This window comes from Kitasatospora sp. NBC_01560, assembly GCF_045208415.1.
Taxonomy (GTDB): Bacteria; Actinomycetota; Actinomycetes; order Streptomycetales; family Streptomycetaceae; genus Kitasatospora.
This window is the reverse complement of the sequence record NZ_CP109364.1, coordinates 4,136,582-4,154,357: the sequence shown is the minus strand read 5'-3', so window position 1 is coordinate 4,154,357 and position 17,776 is coordinate 4,136,582. Positions and strand designations below refer to the sequence as shown.

The 17,776-nt window shown below is 73.5% G+C and carries 17 protein-coding genes; 14 read left to right on the top strand and 3 right to left on the bottom strand.

Annotated elements, in window-relative coordinates:
* Positions 1 to 26: 26 nt before the first annotated feature.
* The 3 genes from OH807_RS17960 to OH807_RS17950 all read right to left on the bottom strand — a co-directional run bounded on the left by OH807_RS17960 (position 27) and on the right by OH807_RS17950 (position 1,218).
* Positions 27 to 299 (bottom strand): chaplin, encoded by a 273-nt coding sequence (locus OH807_RS17960; RefSeq protein ID WP_406199813.1) that lies wholly within the window; start codon positions 297 to 299, stop codon positions 27 to 29.
* Positions 300 to 409: 110 nt separating this feature from the next.
* The gene (locus tag OH807_RS17955; protein ID WP_406199809.1) at positions 410 to 652 is read right to left on the bottom strand and encodes a chaplin; all 243 of its coding nucleotides are present in this window, start codon (positions 650 to 652) and stop codon (positions 410 to 412) included.
* Between the two features lie 314 nt (positions 653 to 966).
* Entirely contained in the window at positions 967 to 1,218 is a 252-nt protein-coding gene (locus tag OH807_RS17950; RefSeq protein ID WP_406199806.1) for a chaplin, read from the bottom strand.
* A gap of 230 nt (positions 1,219 to 1,448) precedes the next feature.
* Here OH807_RS17950 and OH807_RS17945 point away from each other — a divergent pair, with 230 nt between their 5' ends.
* The 14 genes from OH807_RS17945 (at position 1,449) to OH807_RS17880 (ending at position 17,677) form a co-directional block, all read left to right on the top strand.
* Positions 1,449 to 1,688: a chaplin gene (locus OH807_RS17945; RefSeq protein WP_406199804.1), complete on the top strand. Its 240-nt coding sequence runs from the start codon at positions 1,449 to 1,451 to the stop codon at positions 1,686 to 1,688.
* A gap of 220 nt (positions 1,689 to 1,908) precedes the next feature.
* Positions 1,909 to 3,591 carry an RICIN domain-containing protein gene (locus tag OH807_RS17940; protein WP_406199801.1) on the top strand — a complete coding sequence of 561 codons (1,683 nt, stop codon included), beginning with the start codon at positions 1,909 to 1,911 and terminating at the stop codon, positions 3,589 to 3,591.
* A gap of 173 nt (positions 3,592 to 3,764) precedes the next feature.
* Positions 3,765 to 5,165, top strand: coding sequence for an ATP-grasp domain-containing protein (locus OH807_RS17935; protein ID WP_406199799.1), 1,401 nt, complete (start codon positions 3,765 to 3,767; stop codon positions 5,163 to 5,165).
* A gap of 67 nt (positions 5,166 to 5,232) precedes the next feature.
* Entirely contained in the window at positions 5,233 to 6,504 is a 1,272-nt protein-coding gene (locus tag OH807_RS17930; protein ID WP_406199797.1) for a hypothetical protein, read from the top strand.
* A 91-nt stretch (positions 6,505 to 6,595) separates the two neighbouring features.
* Positions 6,596 to 7,084, top strand: coding sequence for a MarR family winged helix-turn-helix transcriptional regulator (locus tag OH807_RS17925; protein ID WP_406199795.1), 489 nt, complete (start codon positions 6,596 to 6,598; stop codon positions 7,082 to 7,084).
* Positions 7,085 to 7,176: 92 nt separating this feature from the next.
* On the top strand, positions 7,177 to 8,655 hold the full coding sequence (locus OH807_RS17920; protein ID WP_406199793.1) for a DHA2 family efflux MFS transporter permease subunit: 1,479 nt from the start codon (positions 7,177 to 7,179) through the stop codon (positions 8,653 to 8,655).
* Between the two features lie 607 nt (positions 8,656 to 9,262).
* Positions 9,263 to 10,681, top strand: coding sequence for a nitroreductase family protein (locus tag OH807_RS17915; RefSeq protein WP_406199790.1), 1,419 nt, complete (start codon positions 9,263 to 9,265; stop codon positions 10,679 to 10,681).
* A gap of 5 nt (positions 10,682 to 10,686) precedes the next feature.
* Complete coding sequence (locus tag OH807_RS17910) at positions 10,687 to 12,126, top strand: class I adenylate-forming enzyme family protein (protein WP_406199788.1); 1,440 nt, start codon at positions 10,687 to 10,689, stop codon at positions 12,124 to 12,126.
* 28 nt (positions 12,127 to 12,154) lie between these two features.
* Positions 12,155 to 12,418: a phosphopantetheine-binding protein gene (locus OH807_RS17905; RefSeq protein ID WP_406199785.1), complete on the top strand. Its 264-nt coding sequence runs from the start codon at positions 12,155 to 12,157 to the stop codon at positions 12,416 to 12,418.
* Positions 12,411 to 13,127, top strand: coding sequence for a dihydrodipicolinate reductase C-terminal domain-containing protein (locus OH807_RS17900; protein ID WP_406199783.1), 717 nt, complete (start codon positions 12,411 to 12,413; stop codon positions 13,125 to 13,127). The genes OH807_RS17905 and OH807_RS17900 overlap by 8 nt, the downstream gene beginning before the upstream one ends.
* Entirely contained in the window at positions 13,124 to 13,873 is a 750-nt protein-coding gene (locus OH807_RS17895) for a class II aldolase/adducin family protein (protein ID WP_406199781.1), read from the top strand. Before OH807_RS17900 ends, OH807_RS17895 begins: the two co-directional genes overlap by 4 nt.
* Positions 13,874 to 13,999: 126 nt before the next feature.
* The gene (locus OH807_RS17890; protein ID WP_406199779.1) at positions 14,000 to 15,139 is read left to right on the top strand and encodes an acyl-CoA dehydrogenase family protein; all 1,140 of its coding nucleotides are present in this window, start codon (positions 14,000 to 14,002) and stop codon (positions 15,137 to 15,139) included.
* A 64-nt stretch (positions 15,140 to 15,203) separates the two neighbouring features.
* Positions 15,204 to 16,577: a condensation domain-containing protein gene (locus tag OH807_RS17885; RefSeq protein WP_406199777.1), complete on the top strand. Its 1,374-nt coding sequence runs from the start codon at positions 15,204 to 15,206 to the stop codon at positions 16,575 to 16,577.
* Positions 16,574 to 17,677 carry a polysaccharide deacetylase family protein gene (locus OH807_RS17880; protein WP_406199775.1) on the top strand — a complete coding sequence of 368 codons (1,104 nt, stop codon included), beginning with the start codon at positions 16,574 to 16,576 and terminating at the stop codon, positions 17,675 to 17,677. The genes OH807_RS17885 and OH807_RS17880 overlap by 4 nt, the downstream gene beginning before the upstream one ends.
* The last annotated feature ends 99 nt before the right edge of the window (positions 17,678 to 17,776 follow it).

Genomic DNA, 17,776 nt, shown 5'->3' with positions numbered 1-17,776 from the left:
TCGGCCGGAACGCGTGCCGATCGGGATCAGCAGTCGTCCGCGTCGTGCTGCGGGTGCGCTTCCACGTTGGCGCAGCTGTTGCCGAACGCCGGGTTGAGGGCGCCGATCACGTCGATGGAGTTGCCGCACAGGTTGACCGGGATGTGCACCGGGACCTGGATCTGGTTGCCCGAGGCGACGCCGGGGGAGCCGGCGGCGACGCCCTCGGCGCCGGAGCTGGCGGAGGCGGCACCGGCCGCGCCCAGCACCAGGCCGGCAGCGGCGGCGGAAAGGACGGCGGCCTTCTTCACGTTCTGCATGGGGGTTGATCTCCTCGATCACACACGGGTTGAGCGGGCCGCACCCCGCTGTGGGCGGGGTGCGGCACGGACTCGGTGAAGCAGCTGTCGCCGGTGCGGCGACCGCCGGTTCAGCCGATGTTGGCGCAGTGGTTGCCGAACGCCGGGTTCAGGATGCTGACAACGCCGATGGAGTTGCCGCAGACGTTGACCGGGATGTGCACCGGGATCTGGATCTGGTTGCCGGAGAGCACACCGGGGGAGCCGGCGGCGACGCCCTCGGCGCCGGAGCTGGCGAACGCGCCGCCGGCCGCACCGACGACCAGGCCGGCGGCGGCGAGGGACAGGACGGCGGCCTTCTTGAGGTTACGCATGGGGTTCTTCCTCCGTTTTCTGCCCGACCGTAAAGGGGAAATAGTCGGGAGCCGGGCGAAGGGAAATCATCGCCCGCTGGCTTCTGGGAATGCCGTGATTGTCACTCTGGCGGCGCAAGTGGCGCGTGTCGCCCGTGGCTTGGGCGACGGACGGCGACCGCGTCCGCGCGTGTCGCGAACAATTCCCGCACGGCCGGGAACAATTCGCGCAGACACGCGACCAGGAGTATTTCCGGACGGGATCGGACCGGCGGCGGATCTCCCGGAGTCGATGGGCCGTCCGCCGGAGCGGGCGGGCGGCGTTCGGAGCTCGGTCAGGCGTTCGCGCAGTTGTTGCCGAACGCCGGGTTCAGCAGGCCGACCGGGTCGACGGTGTTGCCGCACAGGTTCACCGGGACGTGCACCGGGATCTCGATCCCGTTGCCCGAGACCACGCCGGGCGAGCCGGCCGCGACACCCTCGGCGGACGCGCCGTGAAGGTGGTGGGCGGAGGCGGCGCCGGCGCCGGCGGCCAGCATGGCGGCGGTGGCCGCCGTGCCGAGGACGCCGTGGGCGAGCTTGCGCATGTGCGGTACTCGATTCGTCTGGAGGGCCTGGGTGGAGCGTGTTCCGCCAGGGAGAACGAGGAAGGGCCCGCGGGGAAACGGTCGGGCCCGGTGATCACCCGAATGCCTGGCGGCGGTCCCGTTGGGCCACTCGGGTGACAAAGGGCGTGCTGTCGCAACCGGGTCGGGCGGGTGTCGTTCTAGATGTCGCACTCCCCGTGCATCTCTGTCGATCAATGCAGGAGGCTCCTATGAGCATCAAGAAGACGGCCGCCGTCGGTGCCGCCGTGGTAGGCATCGTGGCGGCCGGTGCCGGCACCGCGATGGCCAGCTCGGGCGCCGAGGGTGTCGCCGCGGGTTCCCCCGGCGTCATCTCCGGCAACCAGGTCCAGGTGCCGGTGCACGTCCCGGTCAACCTGTGCGGCAACACCATCAACGTGATCGGTCTGCTGAACCCGGCGTTCGGCAACCACTGCGTCAACGCGGGCTGATCTGCGCCCGGTTCGGCCGGCGCGAGCCGCCGTTCCGCGCTTCCCTCCTGGGGCGCGGGGCGGCGGCTCTCCCCTTTTCCGGGTGCCGGTTCCCGGTGCTGTCCGAAGCCTTGTTGCGTTACTTGTCAGTACTTAGAATATGAGACCTGCTCACCTTTCTTTGCTCCGAGCCGCCCGGCACCCCTCGGCCGGACGGTCCCCCCTTCGCAAGGAGTCGCGTGTGATCAGGTCACGTTCGTCAGGTGCGCGGCGGGCGGGGCCCGCTGCTCGCCGCTCCCCGTACGGTGCGCTGCTCGCGGCGGGCGCCCTCGTCGCCACCCTCGGCCTGGCCGGTGCCCCCGCCGCCCTCGCCGACACCGGAGCGGCCGCCGCGGCCGGCGCCGCCCGTCCGGCCGCGATCGTCGCCCTCGGCGACAGCGCCATCTCCGGGGAGGGCGCCGGCACCGACACCGGTGACGGCTACTTCCCCGAGACCGACAGCCCCACCAACTACTGCCACCGGCACCCCAAGTCGGAGATCTTCGTCACCGGCATCCCCGACGTCACCCCCGTCGACCTGGCCTGCTCCGGCGCCCAGACCGGCGACCTGGTCAGCGACCCGGAGCCGGCGAAGATCACCGGGCCGGGCAGCGGCGACTTCGGCGAGCGCAAGCAGGACGTCCAGCTCGCCGAGACGGCCGCGAAGTACGACGTCAGGATGGTCGTCGTCACCATCGGGGCCAACGACGACTTCGACTTCAGCGGGATCATGATGCACTGCCTCGGGCAGTACTTCCCCGTCCCCAAGGACCAGGGCTGCCGCGACACCATCGGCAGCACCGAGATCGCCCAGCGGGCCGAGCGGGTCCGGCCGAAGGTGGTCGCCGCGCTGCAGAACATCCGCCGGACCATGCGGCAGGCCGGCTACCAGGACTCGGCGTACCAGCTGGTCTTCCAGTCGTACTTCAACCCGATCACCCCGGACATCCGCCGCAACGACTACCTCGGCAAGATCGCGGACGGCTGCCCGGCCTTCCCCGAGGACCTCGCCTGGGGGCACAACCTGGTGGTGCCGCTCTTCAGCGACATGCTGCGCGGCGCGGCCTCGCAGGTGCCCGGTGTCCGGTATCTGGACCAGCGGCGGGTCGCCTTCGGCCACGAGGTCTGCGCCGAGTGGACCAGCTCCCCGTACGAGTACACCAACGGGGACGTCATCAACCTCGCCGAGTGGGTGCGCAACGGCTGCGACTCGCAGATCGGCATCCCCGGCCTCTGCATGAACATGGTCCGGCAGTCGTACCACCTGCGGGTGGCCGGCTACCGGGGCGAGGGCGGCTGCCTCGGCCAGTTCTACGCCCGGCCCGACCAGCAGCAGGCCTACTGCACCCTCGACCAGAAGAACACCACGTCCATCCAGCCGCTCACCCCCGGCCGACCGTTCGCCGACGCGCCCGAGGACGGCGCCTGGTACCAGCTCGCCAACTCCGCCGACGGCAAGGTGCTCGACCTCTCCGGCGGCGGCACCTACGGCGACTCCACCAACGGCCGGGCCGCCCTCACCTACACCGTGACCGGTGGGCTCAACCAGTCCTTCGTCCTGGAGGCCGGGCCGGGCGGCAGCTACGAGCTCGACTTCAGCGGCAACCGGGGCATGTGCCTGGACGCCAACGCCGGCTCGACCGCCCCCGGTACCAGGCTCCAGCAGTGGGGCTGCAACGGCGGCGGCAACCAGCACTGGGTCTTCGAGCCGGCGGGGAACGGCCTCTACAAGCTGGCCGACTCGCAGGACCGGTCCAAGGTCGCCACGGCGGGCGGCAGCACCGACGCCAAGGGCAACCGGCTCGTCGAGCTCGCCGCCGACACCGGTGCCGCCAACCAGCTCTGGCAGCTCACCAAGCTCGGCATCGTCTACCTGCACGGCTGACCGGCCCGACGCCCCGGCAACCCGACGACCCGGCGACCCGGCAACCCGCCGGGCCGTCGGCGGGGCGGTGCCGCCCGGGTGTCGGCGAGGAAGTCTAAGGCATCGTCAGATCTGCTCGCGGGCCGACACGTTGATGGAATTCCTGAGGGTCCGCGAGGTGCATAATCCATCGCGTGATCGCCACTCTGGAGGACGCCGCCCGGCTGTTCCGCCCCGCCGCGCACCTCGGGATCGTCTCCCGGCCGCTCTACCTGCTGCCCCTGCTCCGTACCGGCGCCCTGGCCGCCATGCTCTCCAGCGAGGCGGCGGACGCCGGCTGGGCCGCACGGTTCGGCGTGGAGCTGCACTCGCTGGAGGAGCACACGCTCAGCCGCGACGGCGGCCCCGGCGGACCGGGCCTGGACGGCGTGACCGCCCGGCTGCCCGCCCTGGTCGGCCACCGCTGGCGTGGCCGCGAGCTGCGGCTGGCCGGCTACGGCAACCAGCGCGAGCACTGGACGGCCGCCGTGGAGTCCACCGGTGCCCGGCTGCTGGTACCGCCGGCCGTCGCCCGCTCCGAGGTGCTGGTCGACAAGACCGCGATGCGGGAGTGGTTCGACCACCTCGGCGTGCCGACCCCGGCCAGCACGGTGGTCTCCGGACGGCCGGACCACCGCGTGCTCGGCCGCCGGTTCGGCGCGGTCTACGTGGCCCAGACCCCGCGCGGTTCCGGCGGCAACGGCACCCACCTGGTCCGCGACGCCGCGGAGGCGGCCGCGCTGCCCGCGCACGAGCGCTGGCTGGTCAGCGAGTACGTCGGGGACACCGCGCTCAACGTGCACGGCTTCGTCGGGCCGGACGGCCTGCCGCAGGTGCTGAACCCGTCGCTGCAGCTGATCGGCGTCGAGGGCACCGGCTGCCGGTTCGGCCAGTACGCCGGCTGCGACTTCGAGGCGCCGGAGCGGCTCTCCCCGCCCGCCCTGCGCCGCTGCCTGGAGGCGACCGAGCGGATCGGCTGGGGCCTCGCCGGCCTCGGCTACCGGGGCCTGTTCGGTGCGGACTTCGTCCTGCGCGGCGACCAGGCCTTCGCCCTGGAGATCAACTGCCGTGTGCAGGGCTCCAGCTGGCTGCTCGGCGAGATCGAGCTGGAGCGCGCGGACGGGCGGCTGCCGTCCCTGCTGCGGCACGTGCTCGGGCGGCACGGCGTCCCCACCCTGGGCAAGCCCGGCCCCGACCCCGCCCAGGGCGTCCAGCTGACCGTCCGGCACACCGGTGCGGCGGTCCGGGCCGAGCGGGCGCCGCAGGCCGGGGCGTACGCGCTGCGCGACGGCGCGCTGGTCCGCCGGGGCGACGCGGCGGGCCTGCTGGAGTGCGGCCCCGACGAGACCGTGCTGGTCAACCTGCCCCCGGCCGGCGCCCTGCTGCACCCCGGGGCCGTCCTCGCCCGCCTGGTGACCCGCCGCTCCCTGACGGCCCCGGACGGCCGCACCCTCACCGCCCACGGCCGGGCCCTGGTCGACGCCCTGCACCGGTTGCACTCCTTCGCGGACCCGGTACGGAAGGTTGACGCGGGCGCCCGAACCCCTGTGCCGTAGGCTCGCCCGGCGGCGGGGCTTTTCGTGGCCGCGCCGATCACGAGCGGGGGCGGGGAGTCCAGAGCTGATGAGCACGGCATCGAGCACATCGAGTACCGAGCCGACGAGTGCGGGCCCGTCCGGCGCCGGTGACCGGCCCGAGGAGGCCGGCCGGGGGAGCCGGTTCGCCGCCGCGGTGGACCGCTTCGCGCCCGCGCTCGGCGCTTACGCGGTGGTCAAGGCGACCGGCCTGACCGTCTTCATGCTCCTGCTCTCGCACACCGAGGACTTCCTCCGCAAGGACGTCGGCCGCGGCGGCGGCGCCCAGCCCTGGGACGTGCTCGGTACCTGGGACGGCATCTGGTACCAGCGGATCGCCGAGAACGGCTACGACCCGCAGCTGATCCCGCTGCACGGCTACCCGCTCGCCACCTACTACGAGAACTCGGCCGCCTTCTTCCCCCTCTACCCGTGGCTGATGCGGCTGGTCGGGGCGATCACCGGTCTCGGCCCGTACGGCTCCGGGATCGCCGTCTCGGTGATCGCCTCGTTCGTCGCGGCGGCCGGGATCTTCGCCGTCGCCGAGCGGCTCGGCGGGTTCCGGGCGGGCGTGATCGCGGCGGTCGTCTGGGGCCTCTTCCCCGGCTCCGGGGTGGAGTGGGCGGTCTACTCGGACTCGCTCTTCGTCGCGATCTCCGCCTGGGCCTGCTACTGCGTGATGACGCACCGCTGGGTGGCGGCCGGGGTGCTGGCCCTGGCGGCGGGCCTCAACCGGCCCACCGCCGCCGCACTGATCGCGGCCGTCTCGATCACCGCGCTGGTGGCCCTCGTCCGGCGCACCGACGGCATCGCCCGCCCGCTGACCGCGATGCTGATCACCCCGTGGGGCCTGCTCTGGTACGTCGCCTGGGTCGGCTACCGGATGGGCGACTGGGGTGGCTACTTCAAGCTCCAGCGCGGCGCCTGGAACCGCTACTTCGACTGGGGCGCCTCCACCTCCCGGACCTTCCTGGACGTGATCACCGGGCACTGGGACTTCTGGCAGTCCAACCCGGTGCCCGACCTCATCGCGGTGGCGCTGCTGATCGTCCTGCCCGGCCTGCTGGTGCTGCTGCTGCGCACCCGGCCGCCGCTGGTGCTGGTGGTCTTCACCGTGCTGACCGTGTTCACCGCCCTGAGCAGCAACCAGATCTTCGGCAACATCTCGCGCTACCTGCTGCCCGCCTTCCCGCTCTGCATCGGCCTGGCCGTCGCACTGCGCCGGGTGCGGCTGCCCGGCCTGGTCGGCCTGCTCGCCCTGCCGACGGTGGCGGCCGGCTGGTACGCGGGCTACGCGCTGTTCGAGCTGGGCATCCCGTAACCCCGGAGCCGGGCATCCCGTAACCCCGGCGGGGCCGGGTGGTTCCTCACGGGATCATCCGGCGGCAGACGGCATTGCTACGCTCGGACGTATGACGACGAGCCCGCCCGTGCGCCAGATCCGCGACATCTCCGGCCTGCTGGACCACGCCAGTCACGTGCTGGCGACCAGGATGTCGGCCGCCTTCACCGAGCTCGGGATCACCCCGCGCGCGTACTGCGTGCTCTTCCACGCGCTGGAGGCCGAACGCACCCAGATCCAGCTGGCCGAGCTGGCGGACCTCGACAAGACCACCATGGTCGTCACCGTCGACGAGCTGGAGAAGGCCGGCCTCGCCGAGCGCCGTCCGTCCGCCACCGACCGCCGGGCCCGGATCATCTCGGTCACGGAGGCGGGGGAGCGGGCCGTCGAACAGGGCACCGCGATCGCCGACCGGGTCCACCGCGAGGTGCTGGACTCGCTGCCGGACGGTGAGCGGACGGCCTTCGTCGCGGCCCTCACGCGGCTGGTGAACGGGCCGCTGGCGGAGCCGGTGGAGAGTGACCGGACGGTCCGCCGGGCCCGCCGCTCCCGAAGCTGAGGCAAGAACGGGACGTTCCCGAGAAAGATAGTCCCGAACAAAACCATCTGCTAATGTCGTACCCGGTACTCGACGAACCGGGAGAGCCCGACATGACCACGCACGCCCCGACCGCCCCCGCCCCGCACCGGGTCGCACCGGCCGCATCCGCCCGCTCGCGGGCCCTGGCCCTCGCGGTGCTCTGCGCCGGGATGCTGATGATCGTCCTGGACGGCTCCATCGTCACCGTGGCGCTGCCGGCCATCCAGGCCGACCTCGGCTTCACCCCCGCCGGTCTGACCTGGACGGTCAACGCCTACCTGATCGCCTTCGCCGGTCTGCTCCTGCTGGCCGGCCGGCTCGGTGACCTGGTGGGCCGCCGGAAGGTCTTCGTCGCCGGGCTCGCGCTCTTCACCGCCGCCTCGCTGCTCTGCGCGGCGGCCCCCGGGCAGGAGGTGCTGATCGCCGCCCGCTTCCTGCAGGGCGTCGGCGGCGCGATGGCCTCCGCGGTCAGCCTCGGCATGATCGTCACGCTCTTCCCCGAACCGCGTGAGCGCGGCCGGGCGATCGGCGCCTTCAGCTTCGTCGGCGCGGCCGGCGCCTCGATCGGCCAGGTGCTCGGCGGCGTGCTCACCGAGGCCCTCGACTGGCACTGGATCTTCCTGATCAACCTGCCGCTCGGCCTCGCCGCCGCCGTGCTCGCCGTCCGGGTGCTCGCGCCGGACCGCGGCCCCGGCCTGCGGGCCGGCGCCGACGCCCTCGGGGCCGTCCTGATCACCGCCGCCCTGATGCTCGGCATCTACACCATCGTCGGCACCGGCGAGCACGGCTGGGCGTCCACCCGCACCCTCGGCCTCGGCGCGCTCTCCGGGCTGCTGCTCGCCGCCTTCCTGCTCCGCCAGGCCCGGGCCGCCCACCCGCTGCTGCCGCTGCGGATGTTCCGCTCCCGCAACGTCTCCGGTGCCAACGCGGTGCAGGTCCTGACGATCTCCGGGATGTTCGGCTTCCAGATCCTCGTCGCCCTCTACCTGCAGAACGTGCTCGGCTACGGCGCCGCCGCCACCGGCCTCGCGATGCTCCCGGCCGCGGTCGCCATCGGCGCCGTCTCGCTGCTGCTCTCCGCCCGGCTGAACGCCCGGTTCGGCGAGCGCAACGTCCTGCTGGCCGGGCTGGCCCTGCTGGTGGCCGCGCTCGGGCTGCTCGCCCGGCTGCCGGTCGAGGCCGACTACGTCGCCCACCTGCTGCCGACCATGCTGCTGATCGGCGGTGGCGGGCTGGTGCTCTCCGGCCTGACCGGTCTGGGCATGTCCGGGGCGGGTGAGGCCGACGCGGGCACCGCCTCCGGCCTCTTCAACACCACCCAGCAGGTCGGTGCCGCGCTCGGGGTCGCCGTCCTCACCACCCTGGCCGGCTCCCGCACCGCCGCCCTGACCGCCGCCGGCCACTCCGGCGCCGATGCCCTCACCGGCGGGTTCCGCCTCGCCTTCGCGGTCGCGGCCGGCCTGCTGGCGCTGGCCCTGGTGCTCGCCGCCGTCGTCCTGAAGCCCGCCGCGCGGCCCGCCGCCGACCGGCCCGCGACGCCGGTGATCTGACGGACACTGACCTGACGGACACTGACCTGACGGCCGATCGGAAGACGGGCCGGTCACCGGGGGAGACCCCCGGTGACCGGCCTTTTCTGTTCGGTGACCGCCGGGACCGCGCCGGATTTATGTCTGATTTACAGCATTCACCCGGTTGGTCGCGTTTATTCAACAGCTTTGTTTACAGTGATGCTTGACCGCCGCCGGACAGGCTTGGCATGCTGGCAATGACGCCGTAACCGATCATGCGTTCTCCTGGTGCGAGGAGATCAATCGGATACGTGTCATATTCCGAGACGGGGGGTCGGGTGGGCTTGAGTCGGCCCCGACCGGTGCGACAGTGCGGGCGCCGGTGGGCCGGAACGCCCGTCTCACGGTTCGAGAATTCATCAGTCCTGGTCAGAGGGCAGTTCTAGACGTCCCGCAAGGGGATCGCTGCAACCGCAAATGGTGTGCCCCTCACATTCCTCAGTGGTGCATTGGGTCCGCAAATCAGTGCGGAGGGCGCTGCCTGCCTGCCCGCGTGCCTCGCGCATATTCCGTGGACCGGAGAATAGGAGGGGTGTGTCAAGTGCAAGGAAATTTGATCGCACAAAAAGCAATATCGGTTGCATATGTGCCCGAGCGCGAATCCTCGGGCCGCACCGCTGACCTGTGGGCCCGGGTGGCCCTCCCGGCGGCCTCGCCCGTACCGCCCGCCGAGCCCGTCGTGGCCCCCGGCTTACGTCTGGCGCTGTCCCTGCTGGAGGAGGGCGCGCTGACCAGTGGCGCCGGCCGCTCCAGCGGCTCGTCCGCGGCGCGCGCGGTGCCCTCGGCCGGAGCCGTCTACCCGTACGAGTTCGCCGTCCTCGCCCTGGAGAACGGTGTGCCGGCGGCCTTCAAGGTCGACGCCGACCGCCGCGCCTGCACCCGGCTGGCCGCCGGGGAGGTCGTCGCCGAGGCGCTGCGGGCCACCGGACTGGCCGTCCCCGAGGACGGCGGGGCGGTGGTGATCACCCTGACCCGCCCCTGGCTGTCGATGCGCAAGTACGGCGACCGCGGGTACCTGTACACCCAGCTCGACGCGGGTCACGCCGCCGGGAACCTCGCCCTGGCCGCGGCCGGTCGTGGCGCCACGGGGGCGCTGCGACTGCGCTTCGCCCGCGAGCCGCTCTCCGGGCTGCTGCAGGCGGGCGAGAACTGCCGGGAGATCCACTCGGCGGCCCTGGTGCCGGCCGGCGCGGCCGACGACTCGTGGACCCGCTGGACGGTGCACGACGGCACCGACCGGGAGCAGACCGGGCCCACCTGGCGGTCCTGGCTGGAGAGCACCTGCTGGGACTCCCTCGCCGGGTGGCCCGAGCACTCCGGCGCCCCGGCCCCCGGGGCGGCGCCCGCGCCGCTCGCGCAGATCCGGACCGACCACCGGCTCCCCGGCGAGGAGGCCGGACTGGGCGACGCGTCGGACTGGCCGAAGCTGATCGGGACGCGCGTCTCCAGCAAGGCGTTCACCGGCGAACCCGTCTCCGCCGCCGCCGTCTGGCGGGCGGTTTCGGCCCTCGCCACACCGCTGGGGACCGACCTCCCGGACGCCTCGCCGCTGTCCGCCACCCTCGTCCTGCGGTCCACCACGGACCCGGAGCAGGACGCGGTGTACCGGCTGGGCACCGGCGAGCGGCAGCCGGGACGGCTGCCGACCACCGACGAGGTGGCCCGGGCCTGCATGCAGCAGCGTGCCCTCGCCGGGGCCGCCGCCGTCCTGCTGCTGCACGTCCCGCGGACGTCGCTCGCCGGGCCCGGCGCGGCCGAGGACGCCGAGAACCTGCGCGAACTCGCCTTCCGCTGCGGCGCCCTGGGGCAGTTGCTCTACCTGGGCGCGAACCGCGCGGAGGTCGGCGTGACCGGCATCGGCGGCTTCGACACACCGCTCTGGCGCACGCTGGCGGGGCTGCCGGAGGACGACGAGATCCTCTACGCCCTGCTGCTCGGCAGCCCGGACGACTCGGGCATCAAGTTCGACCGGCTTGCCACCGCGCACGCCCAGAACGAGCGGTGAGCCCGTTGACCACCGTCCTTCCCGACGTCTTCACCGCCGTCCTCGCCCGCCACGGCGGGCGGGTGGCGGTCACCGACGCCGACGGCTCGATCGACTACGCCGGGCTGGCCGGCCGGGCGCGTGCCGCGGCGGACCGGCTCGCCGCCCACGGTGTGCCCGGCGAGCGGCTGCGGGTCGGCCTGTACGCCACCAACTCGGTGGACTACGTGGTCGGTTACCTGGCGACGCTGTTCGCCGGCGCGGTGCCCTTCCTGGCCGACTCGGCCTTCGGCCCGTTCGAGCTCTCCCGGATCGCCGAGGACTGCGGGCTGGACCTGCTGATCCACGCCCCGGGTGCCGACGTCCGCAGCCTGGTGGACGAAGGCCTGCCGGACGAGGGCGAGTTCGGCGCCCTGACGGTGAGCCGGGTGCGCCGCTACGACGCGCCGCGACCGCAGCTGCTGGGCGACACCGAGGTGTGCCGGTTCACGTCCGGCTCCACCGGCCGGCCCAACTGCATCGAGTTCTCCGGCGCGGCCGTCTCCGCAGCCGCCGCCAACTGGGCCGAGGGCACCGGCCTCTCGGCCGACGACCGGATCGCCTGCTTCGCCGCGCTCTCCAACGGCCTGGCGTTCAACACCTCCCTGCTGGCGGCGTTCCTGCCGGGCGCCTCGCTGCACCTGGCCCACGGACTGCCCACCGCCTCCCGCGTGGTGCGGCTGCTGGAGAGCACCGCCGCCACCCGGCTGGTGGCCTTCCCGGCGCTGTACGAGTCGATCGTGCGGCGCGCCCCGACGGAGGGCTTCGCCGCCGTCCGCACGGCGATCTCCTCCGGAGCCCCGCTGCGCGAGAGCGTCCGTGAGGAGTTCACCCGCCTCACCGGCGTGCCGATCAACAACTACTACGGGGTGGCCGAGGCCGGTCCGCTCACCTACGCCGCGGACGGCGCCGGCGGCGGACTCGGCGCCCCGCTGCCCGGCGTCCACCTGCTCACCGAGGAGCGGGGCATCCGGGTCAGGAGCGAGTCGATGGGCTCGCGCTACCTCAACGCCCCCGGCGTCTTCGAGGAGCGCGTCGACGACGAGGGCTACTACCACACCGGCGACCAGGGCCACCTGACCGACAACACGCTCCACCTCACCGGCCGTACGAGCCGGCTGGTCAACGTGGGCGGCCGCAAGATCGACCCGATCGAGATTGCCGAGGTGCTGCGCGCGGCCCCGGGCGTGCTGGACGCGGTCGCCTTCGAGGCCGACAACCAGCACGGCGAACCGACCCTGGCGGCCGTCGTCGCCGTCGAGGACGGGGTGAGCGCGCAGTCGGTGCGGGCGCACTGCACGGCCACGCTCCCCTCGTTCAAGGTGCCCGGGATCCTCCGCCTGGTGGACCGGATACCGGCGAACTCGATCGGCAAGCCGTCCGTCGAACGCCTGCGCCGCCTGCTCGGCGAATCCCAGAGCAACTGAACCTCCCTTCCAGACACAGGACTTCCCCATGGACAGCAGCTCGCTCCGCACCAAGATCCTCGACCTCGCCATCGCGGCCGGGGACGGCAGCATCTCAGCCAACGAACTCGCCGGCGCCAACTACTCGCTCCGCGACGTCGGTTACTCCTCGCTCTCGTACATGCGCCTGATCGACAGCATCGAGAACGAGGTCGGGGTCTACCTCGACCCGGAGGCCCCGATCGAGCACTACGAGACCATCGACTCCGTCACCGCCCTGGTGGTCGCCAGCGGCGTCGGCGCCGATGCCTGACAGCGCCACGGGCGACGGCCGCACGATCGGGATCGTCGGCCTCGGGCGGCTCGGCACGGCCCTGCAAGGGGCCTGCCGGGCCGAGGGCACGAGGGTGACGCTGACCGCCTCCCGCCGCGGCGGCTGGCAGGCCGACGCGGTGCCCGGGGTGCTGGTCGACGCCAGCGCCCCCGAGGCGCACCCCGACGTCCTCGACTACTGCGCCACCCGCAGGGTCCCGCTCGTCGCCTGCGTCTCCAACCTCACGGACACCCAGTGGAAGGCGCTGGAGGAGCTGGCCGAGGTGGTGCCGGTGGTCCGGGCCACCAACCTCTCCTTCGCCCACTACCTGCAGCTGCGGATCGCCGAGCTCACCGCGGCGCTCACCGCGGGACGGTTCGGCGCGACCACCACCGTCCGGGAGCGGCACCCGCTCGGCAAGGCGCACCGGCCGAGCGCCACCGCGCTGGCGCTGGCGGACACCTGGGCCGCGGCGAGCGGCCACGCGGTGGCCGACATCGCCGACGAGCGGGCCGGGCTCGCCGTCAGCGAGCACGAGGTGACCCACACCTGGGACGGCGAGGCCCTGCACGTGCGCCACCACGTCGCCAGCTGGACGGTGCCGGCCCGGGGCGCACTGGCCGCCGCCGACTGGGCCCGCACCGCGCCGCCCGGCCTGGTGACCATGCGCACCGTCTACGACGACCTGACCGCGAGGAGCACGACATGACCACCGCCGCCGCGCAGCCGCTGAGCCCGGCCGAACGCCGTATCGTCCAGCAGGTCGCCGTCGGTGCCCGGATGCTCTCGCTCGACGGGCACGACGACTTCAACCAGGGCCAGATCTCCGCCCGCATCCCCGGCCGGGACGAGTTCTTCATCAAGGGGGCGCTGGTCGGCTTCGACGAGGCCGCCCCGGCGGACGTGGTCCGCTGCTCCGTCGACCACACCCTGCCCGCGCCGCCGCTCGCGCCGCCGGAGCTGCCGCTGCACCAGGCCATCTACCGGGCCCGCCCGGACGTCAACGGCATCGTGCACAGCCACGCCCCGTACACCCTGCTGTTCGGCGCCACCGACCTGCCGATGCGCCCGATCTCCCACGACGGCTCGTACTTCCGCGACCGCATCGGCCTTTTCACGGAGACCAGCAACACCGTCCTGGACATCGCCACCGGCGACCACATCGCCAAGGACCTCGCCGATCACCCGGCCGTCCTGCTGCGCAACCACGGCGGCGTGATCGTCGGCAAGAGCGTGCGGCACGCCGCCGTCTTCGCGCAGGTCCTGGAGCGGGCCTGCCGGCTCCAGCTGATCGCCGAGGGCACCGGCGTGCCGTACACCTGGTCCACCGACCAGGACGTGGCCGCCAAGCAGGACTTCATCTACGCCGACCTCTCCGTCCGCTCGTACTGGGACTACGCCGTCCGCCGGGTCGCCCGGCAGTGGCCCGAGACCGCCGAGTGGGAGCGCGGCTGACCGCTCCACCCGCACGGTCTCCGCAGGTGGAGGATCCGTCGCCACGGAGCGGGCCCGCGCGCCCGTGCGGGCCTGCGGCCGCCTGCTCCGCCCCCCCCAACAACCGAGACCCACGGAGGTCGTTCGATGAAGGTTCAGCGCATCCTGCCCACCGAGGAGGCGGCCGATCTGCTCGGCCTGGTCCGGGAGATCGCGGCCGGTGAACTCGCGCCCCGCGTGGCCGAGTTCGAGGCCGCCCACGAGTTCCCCCGGGAGATCGTGCGGACTCTCGGCAAGGCCGGGCTGCTGAGCCTGCCGTACCCGGAGGAGTACGGCGGCGGCGGGCAGCCGTACGAGGTCTACCTCCAGGCGCTGGAGGAGATCGCCTACCACTGGTTCGGGGTGGCCGAGGCGGTCAACGTGCACAACCTGGCCTGCTTCGGCACGGCCACCTACGGCACCCCGGCCCAGCGCGAGGAGCTGCTGCCCGGCATGCTGGGCGGCGAACTCCTCGGCGCCTACTGCCTGTCGGAGGCGGAGGCCGGCTCCGACGCGGCCGCGCTGACCACCCGGGCGGTGCGCGAGGACGGCGACTACCGCATCACGGGCACCAAGGCCTGGGTCACCCACGCCGGCCACGCGGACTTCTACAACGTGTTCAGCCGCACCGGCGGCCCGGGGGCGCGCGGGCTGTCCTGCCTGGTGGTGCCCGGTGGCACGCCGGGCATGGTGGTGCACGAGCCGGAGCGGAAGCTGGGCGTCTGGTCCAACCCCACGGCCCAGGTGGGCTTCGAGGACGTCCGGGTGCCGGCCGGTCGGCTGATCGGCCGGGAGGGCAAGGGCTTCCTGATCGCGATGGGCGCGCTGGACTGCGGCCGGCTGGGCATCGCGGCGTGCGCCGTCGGCATCGCCCAGGCCGCCGCCGACTACGCGGTGCGCTACGCGAAGGAACGCCGCCAGTTCGGGCAGCGGATCATCTCGTTCCAGGGCGTGGGCTTCCTGCTGGCCGACATGGCCACCCAGATCGCGGCGGCCCGGGCGCTGACCCTGGCGGCCGCCCGGCTGAAGGACGCCGGGCTGCCCTACTCGCTGGAGGCGGCGAAGGCCAAGCTCTTCGCCACCGACGTGGCGATGAAGGTGACCACCGACGCGGTGCAGGTGCTCGGCGGCGCCGGTTACGTCGCCGACCACCCGGTGGAGCGGTGGATGCGCGAGGCCAAGCTGCTGCAGATCGTCGAGGGCACCAACCAGATCCAACGCATGGTCATCTCGCAGGGCCTCGACTAGCCCCGTGCGTTCGGCCCGATGTCAGGCCTCGGACGAGGCAACCCAAGGGAAGGTTTGGAAGACGATGACCACGGTCGAGGAGCGGACCATCAGGCTGGACTCCGCGAGGGCCGGGACGGGCCCGGCCACCTGGGGGCAGCGGGCGATCTGGGGTGTCGTCACCCGGCTCGGCGACGACGCCCCCCGTTACAACCTCCGGCTCGACCTGCCCGTCTCGCCGCCCCGGCCCGCCGACCGCGTGCTCGCGGACCTCACGGAGCTGCTCCGGATGCACGACAGCCTGCACACCCGGCTGCTGCCGGTGGGCGAGGACGGTCTGGAGCAGGTCGTGGACGGCAGCGGCGAACTCGCGGTGGAGGTCCGGACGTGCGCCGCGGCCGAGGCTCCGGCGGTCGGCGAGGCCCTGATGGAGGAGCTGGCCGGACGCTCCTTCGACCACGCGCGGGAGTGGCCGTTCCGGGTCGGTCTGGTGGAGTGCGAGGGGCTCGTCCACCGGCTGGTGCTGGCGGCCTCGCACACCGCGATGGACCTCTGGGGCGAGGGGCGGATGCTCCGGGACCTCGCGCTGATCGAGTCGGGGGAGTCCGTCGAGTCCCTGCTGGCGGCGCGCCCGGCCCTCCAGCCGCTGGAGGCCGCGGCGGTGCAGGCCTCGCCGCTCGGCCGCCGCCGGGACGAGGCGGCCCGCCGCTACTGGTGCGAGCGGCTGGCCGCCGGCCCCCGGAAGATCTTCCTGAACCCGGCGGCGCCGGAGCTCGCGGCCGATCCGGGCCGGATGTTCCCCAACGCCCTGCTGCGCTCGCCCGCGCTGGCGGTGGCCGTCGGGCCGGTGGCGGCGGCGCTGGGGGTGAGCGACGCCGCGGTGCTGCTGGGCGCGGCCTCCCACCAGCTGGCCCGGATGTCCGGCAGCAGTGACGTGCTCTTCCAGGTGGTCGTGGGCAACCGCTTCCAGCCGGCCGCCGCCGAGTCGGTCAGCACGATGGCCCAGGAGGCCGTGTTCCTGCTGACGGACGCCGACCAGGACTTCGGGGACGCGGTACGGCGTACCCGGTCGGTCGCGTTCGCCGCGTTCCGTCATGCGGGGTACGACAAGTGGGCGCTGGAGCGGGAGGTGGCGGGGCTGGTCGGGCGCGGTGAGGCGGCCGACCACTCGTACTGGTGGAACGACACCCGGGATCCGGCGAGCGGCCCGTTCGACACCGTGGAGCGGCCGCAGGCCACGCCGGGCGAGCTGGCCGGCCGGACGGAGTTCAGCTGGCCGACGGAGTTCCTGCCCCGGGTGAACGTGTCGGTGGCGGTGGACGTGCTGACGGCCCCCGGCGCCCTCGAACTCGCCATGACCGCCGACCCGGCCGTCCTCTCGCGCGACGGCATGGAGGAGTTCCTGCGCGGCGTCGAGCAGCTGGTCGTGGCCGCGGCGACAGCACTGGGGGAGGCGTGACCACCCGCTACGCGGGCATCGCCTGGACGGGCACCGGCTACCGCGTCGAGGTCGTCGACGCGGTGGGCCGGCGGGTGGTGGAGCCGGGCAGCTGGGACGCCGGCCGGGTCGCCGAACTCATCACCCGGCTGCGGGAACTGGCCGACGGCGGGGCGCTGGCCGTGGTCGTCGACAGCACCAACGGCCTGCTCGACGGCCCGATGACCGCCGCCGGCCTGGACGTCTACCGCGCCGACCCGTGGCAGCTGCCGCCCCGGCCGCGGTTCGGGTCCGTCCCCGCCGCGCTGCTGGCCGAGCAGGCCCGCAGCGCGCCGGGCACGCTGGCCCGGGTGACCGCCGAGGGCGGCAGCCTGACCGGCCGCGCCGAGGAGTTCCACGAGGGCGTGCGCGCCAGCGAGCCCGTCCGGGCCGCGCTCACCGCGGCCGGGCGCTACTTCGAACACGGCCGGCGCGACACCCCTCGCGTCGCGCTGACCTTCGACGACGGGCCCGACCCGGTCCACACCCGGCAGGTGCTGGAGATCCTGGACCGCTACGACGCGCGGGCCACGTTCTTCTGCGTCGGCCACCATGTGGCGGCCCTGCCCGACGAAGTCCGCCGGATCGCCGCGGCCGGCCACGAACTCGGCAACCACTCCTGGTCCCACCCCTTCCTCCCCGACCTGACGGCCGGACAGCTGCGCGAGCAGCTCGACCGCACGGCCGAGGCGGTCGCCCGGGTGACCGGCGAGACCCCGACCCGCTTCCGGCCCCCCTACGGCGCCCTCAGCCCCGAAGTCCCGGCCGCCCTGGAGGGGCATCCGGCCACGCTGACGCTGTGGGACGTGGACTCCCGGGACTGGTCGAGGCCCGGGCCCGGGCAGATCACCGCGACCGTGCTGGAGGCCACCGGGCCGGGCTCGGTGGTCCTCATGCACGAGGGCGCCGGTGACCGCGGGCAGACCGTCCAGGCCCTCCCGTCGATCATCGAGGGCCTGCTCGAACGCGGCCTGGAGCTGGTCACGGTGGGCGAGCTCGCCGAGCCGGCCGTCCACGCCGGGGTCGGCGGATCCGGCGGGCGGCCGCCCGCCGGATCCGCCGACCCCGGCGGGCGGCACTGACCCCGGCCCCGGACCGGCGCGCCGGGCGCCCGCGCCTCCCGGCACCGACGGCGAGCAGCCACTCGACCGATGAAGACCCCGATCCACGGCTGGAGTACC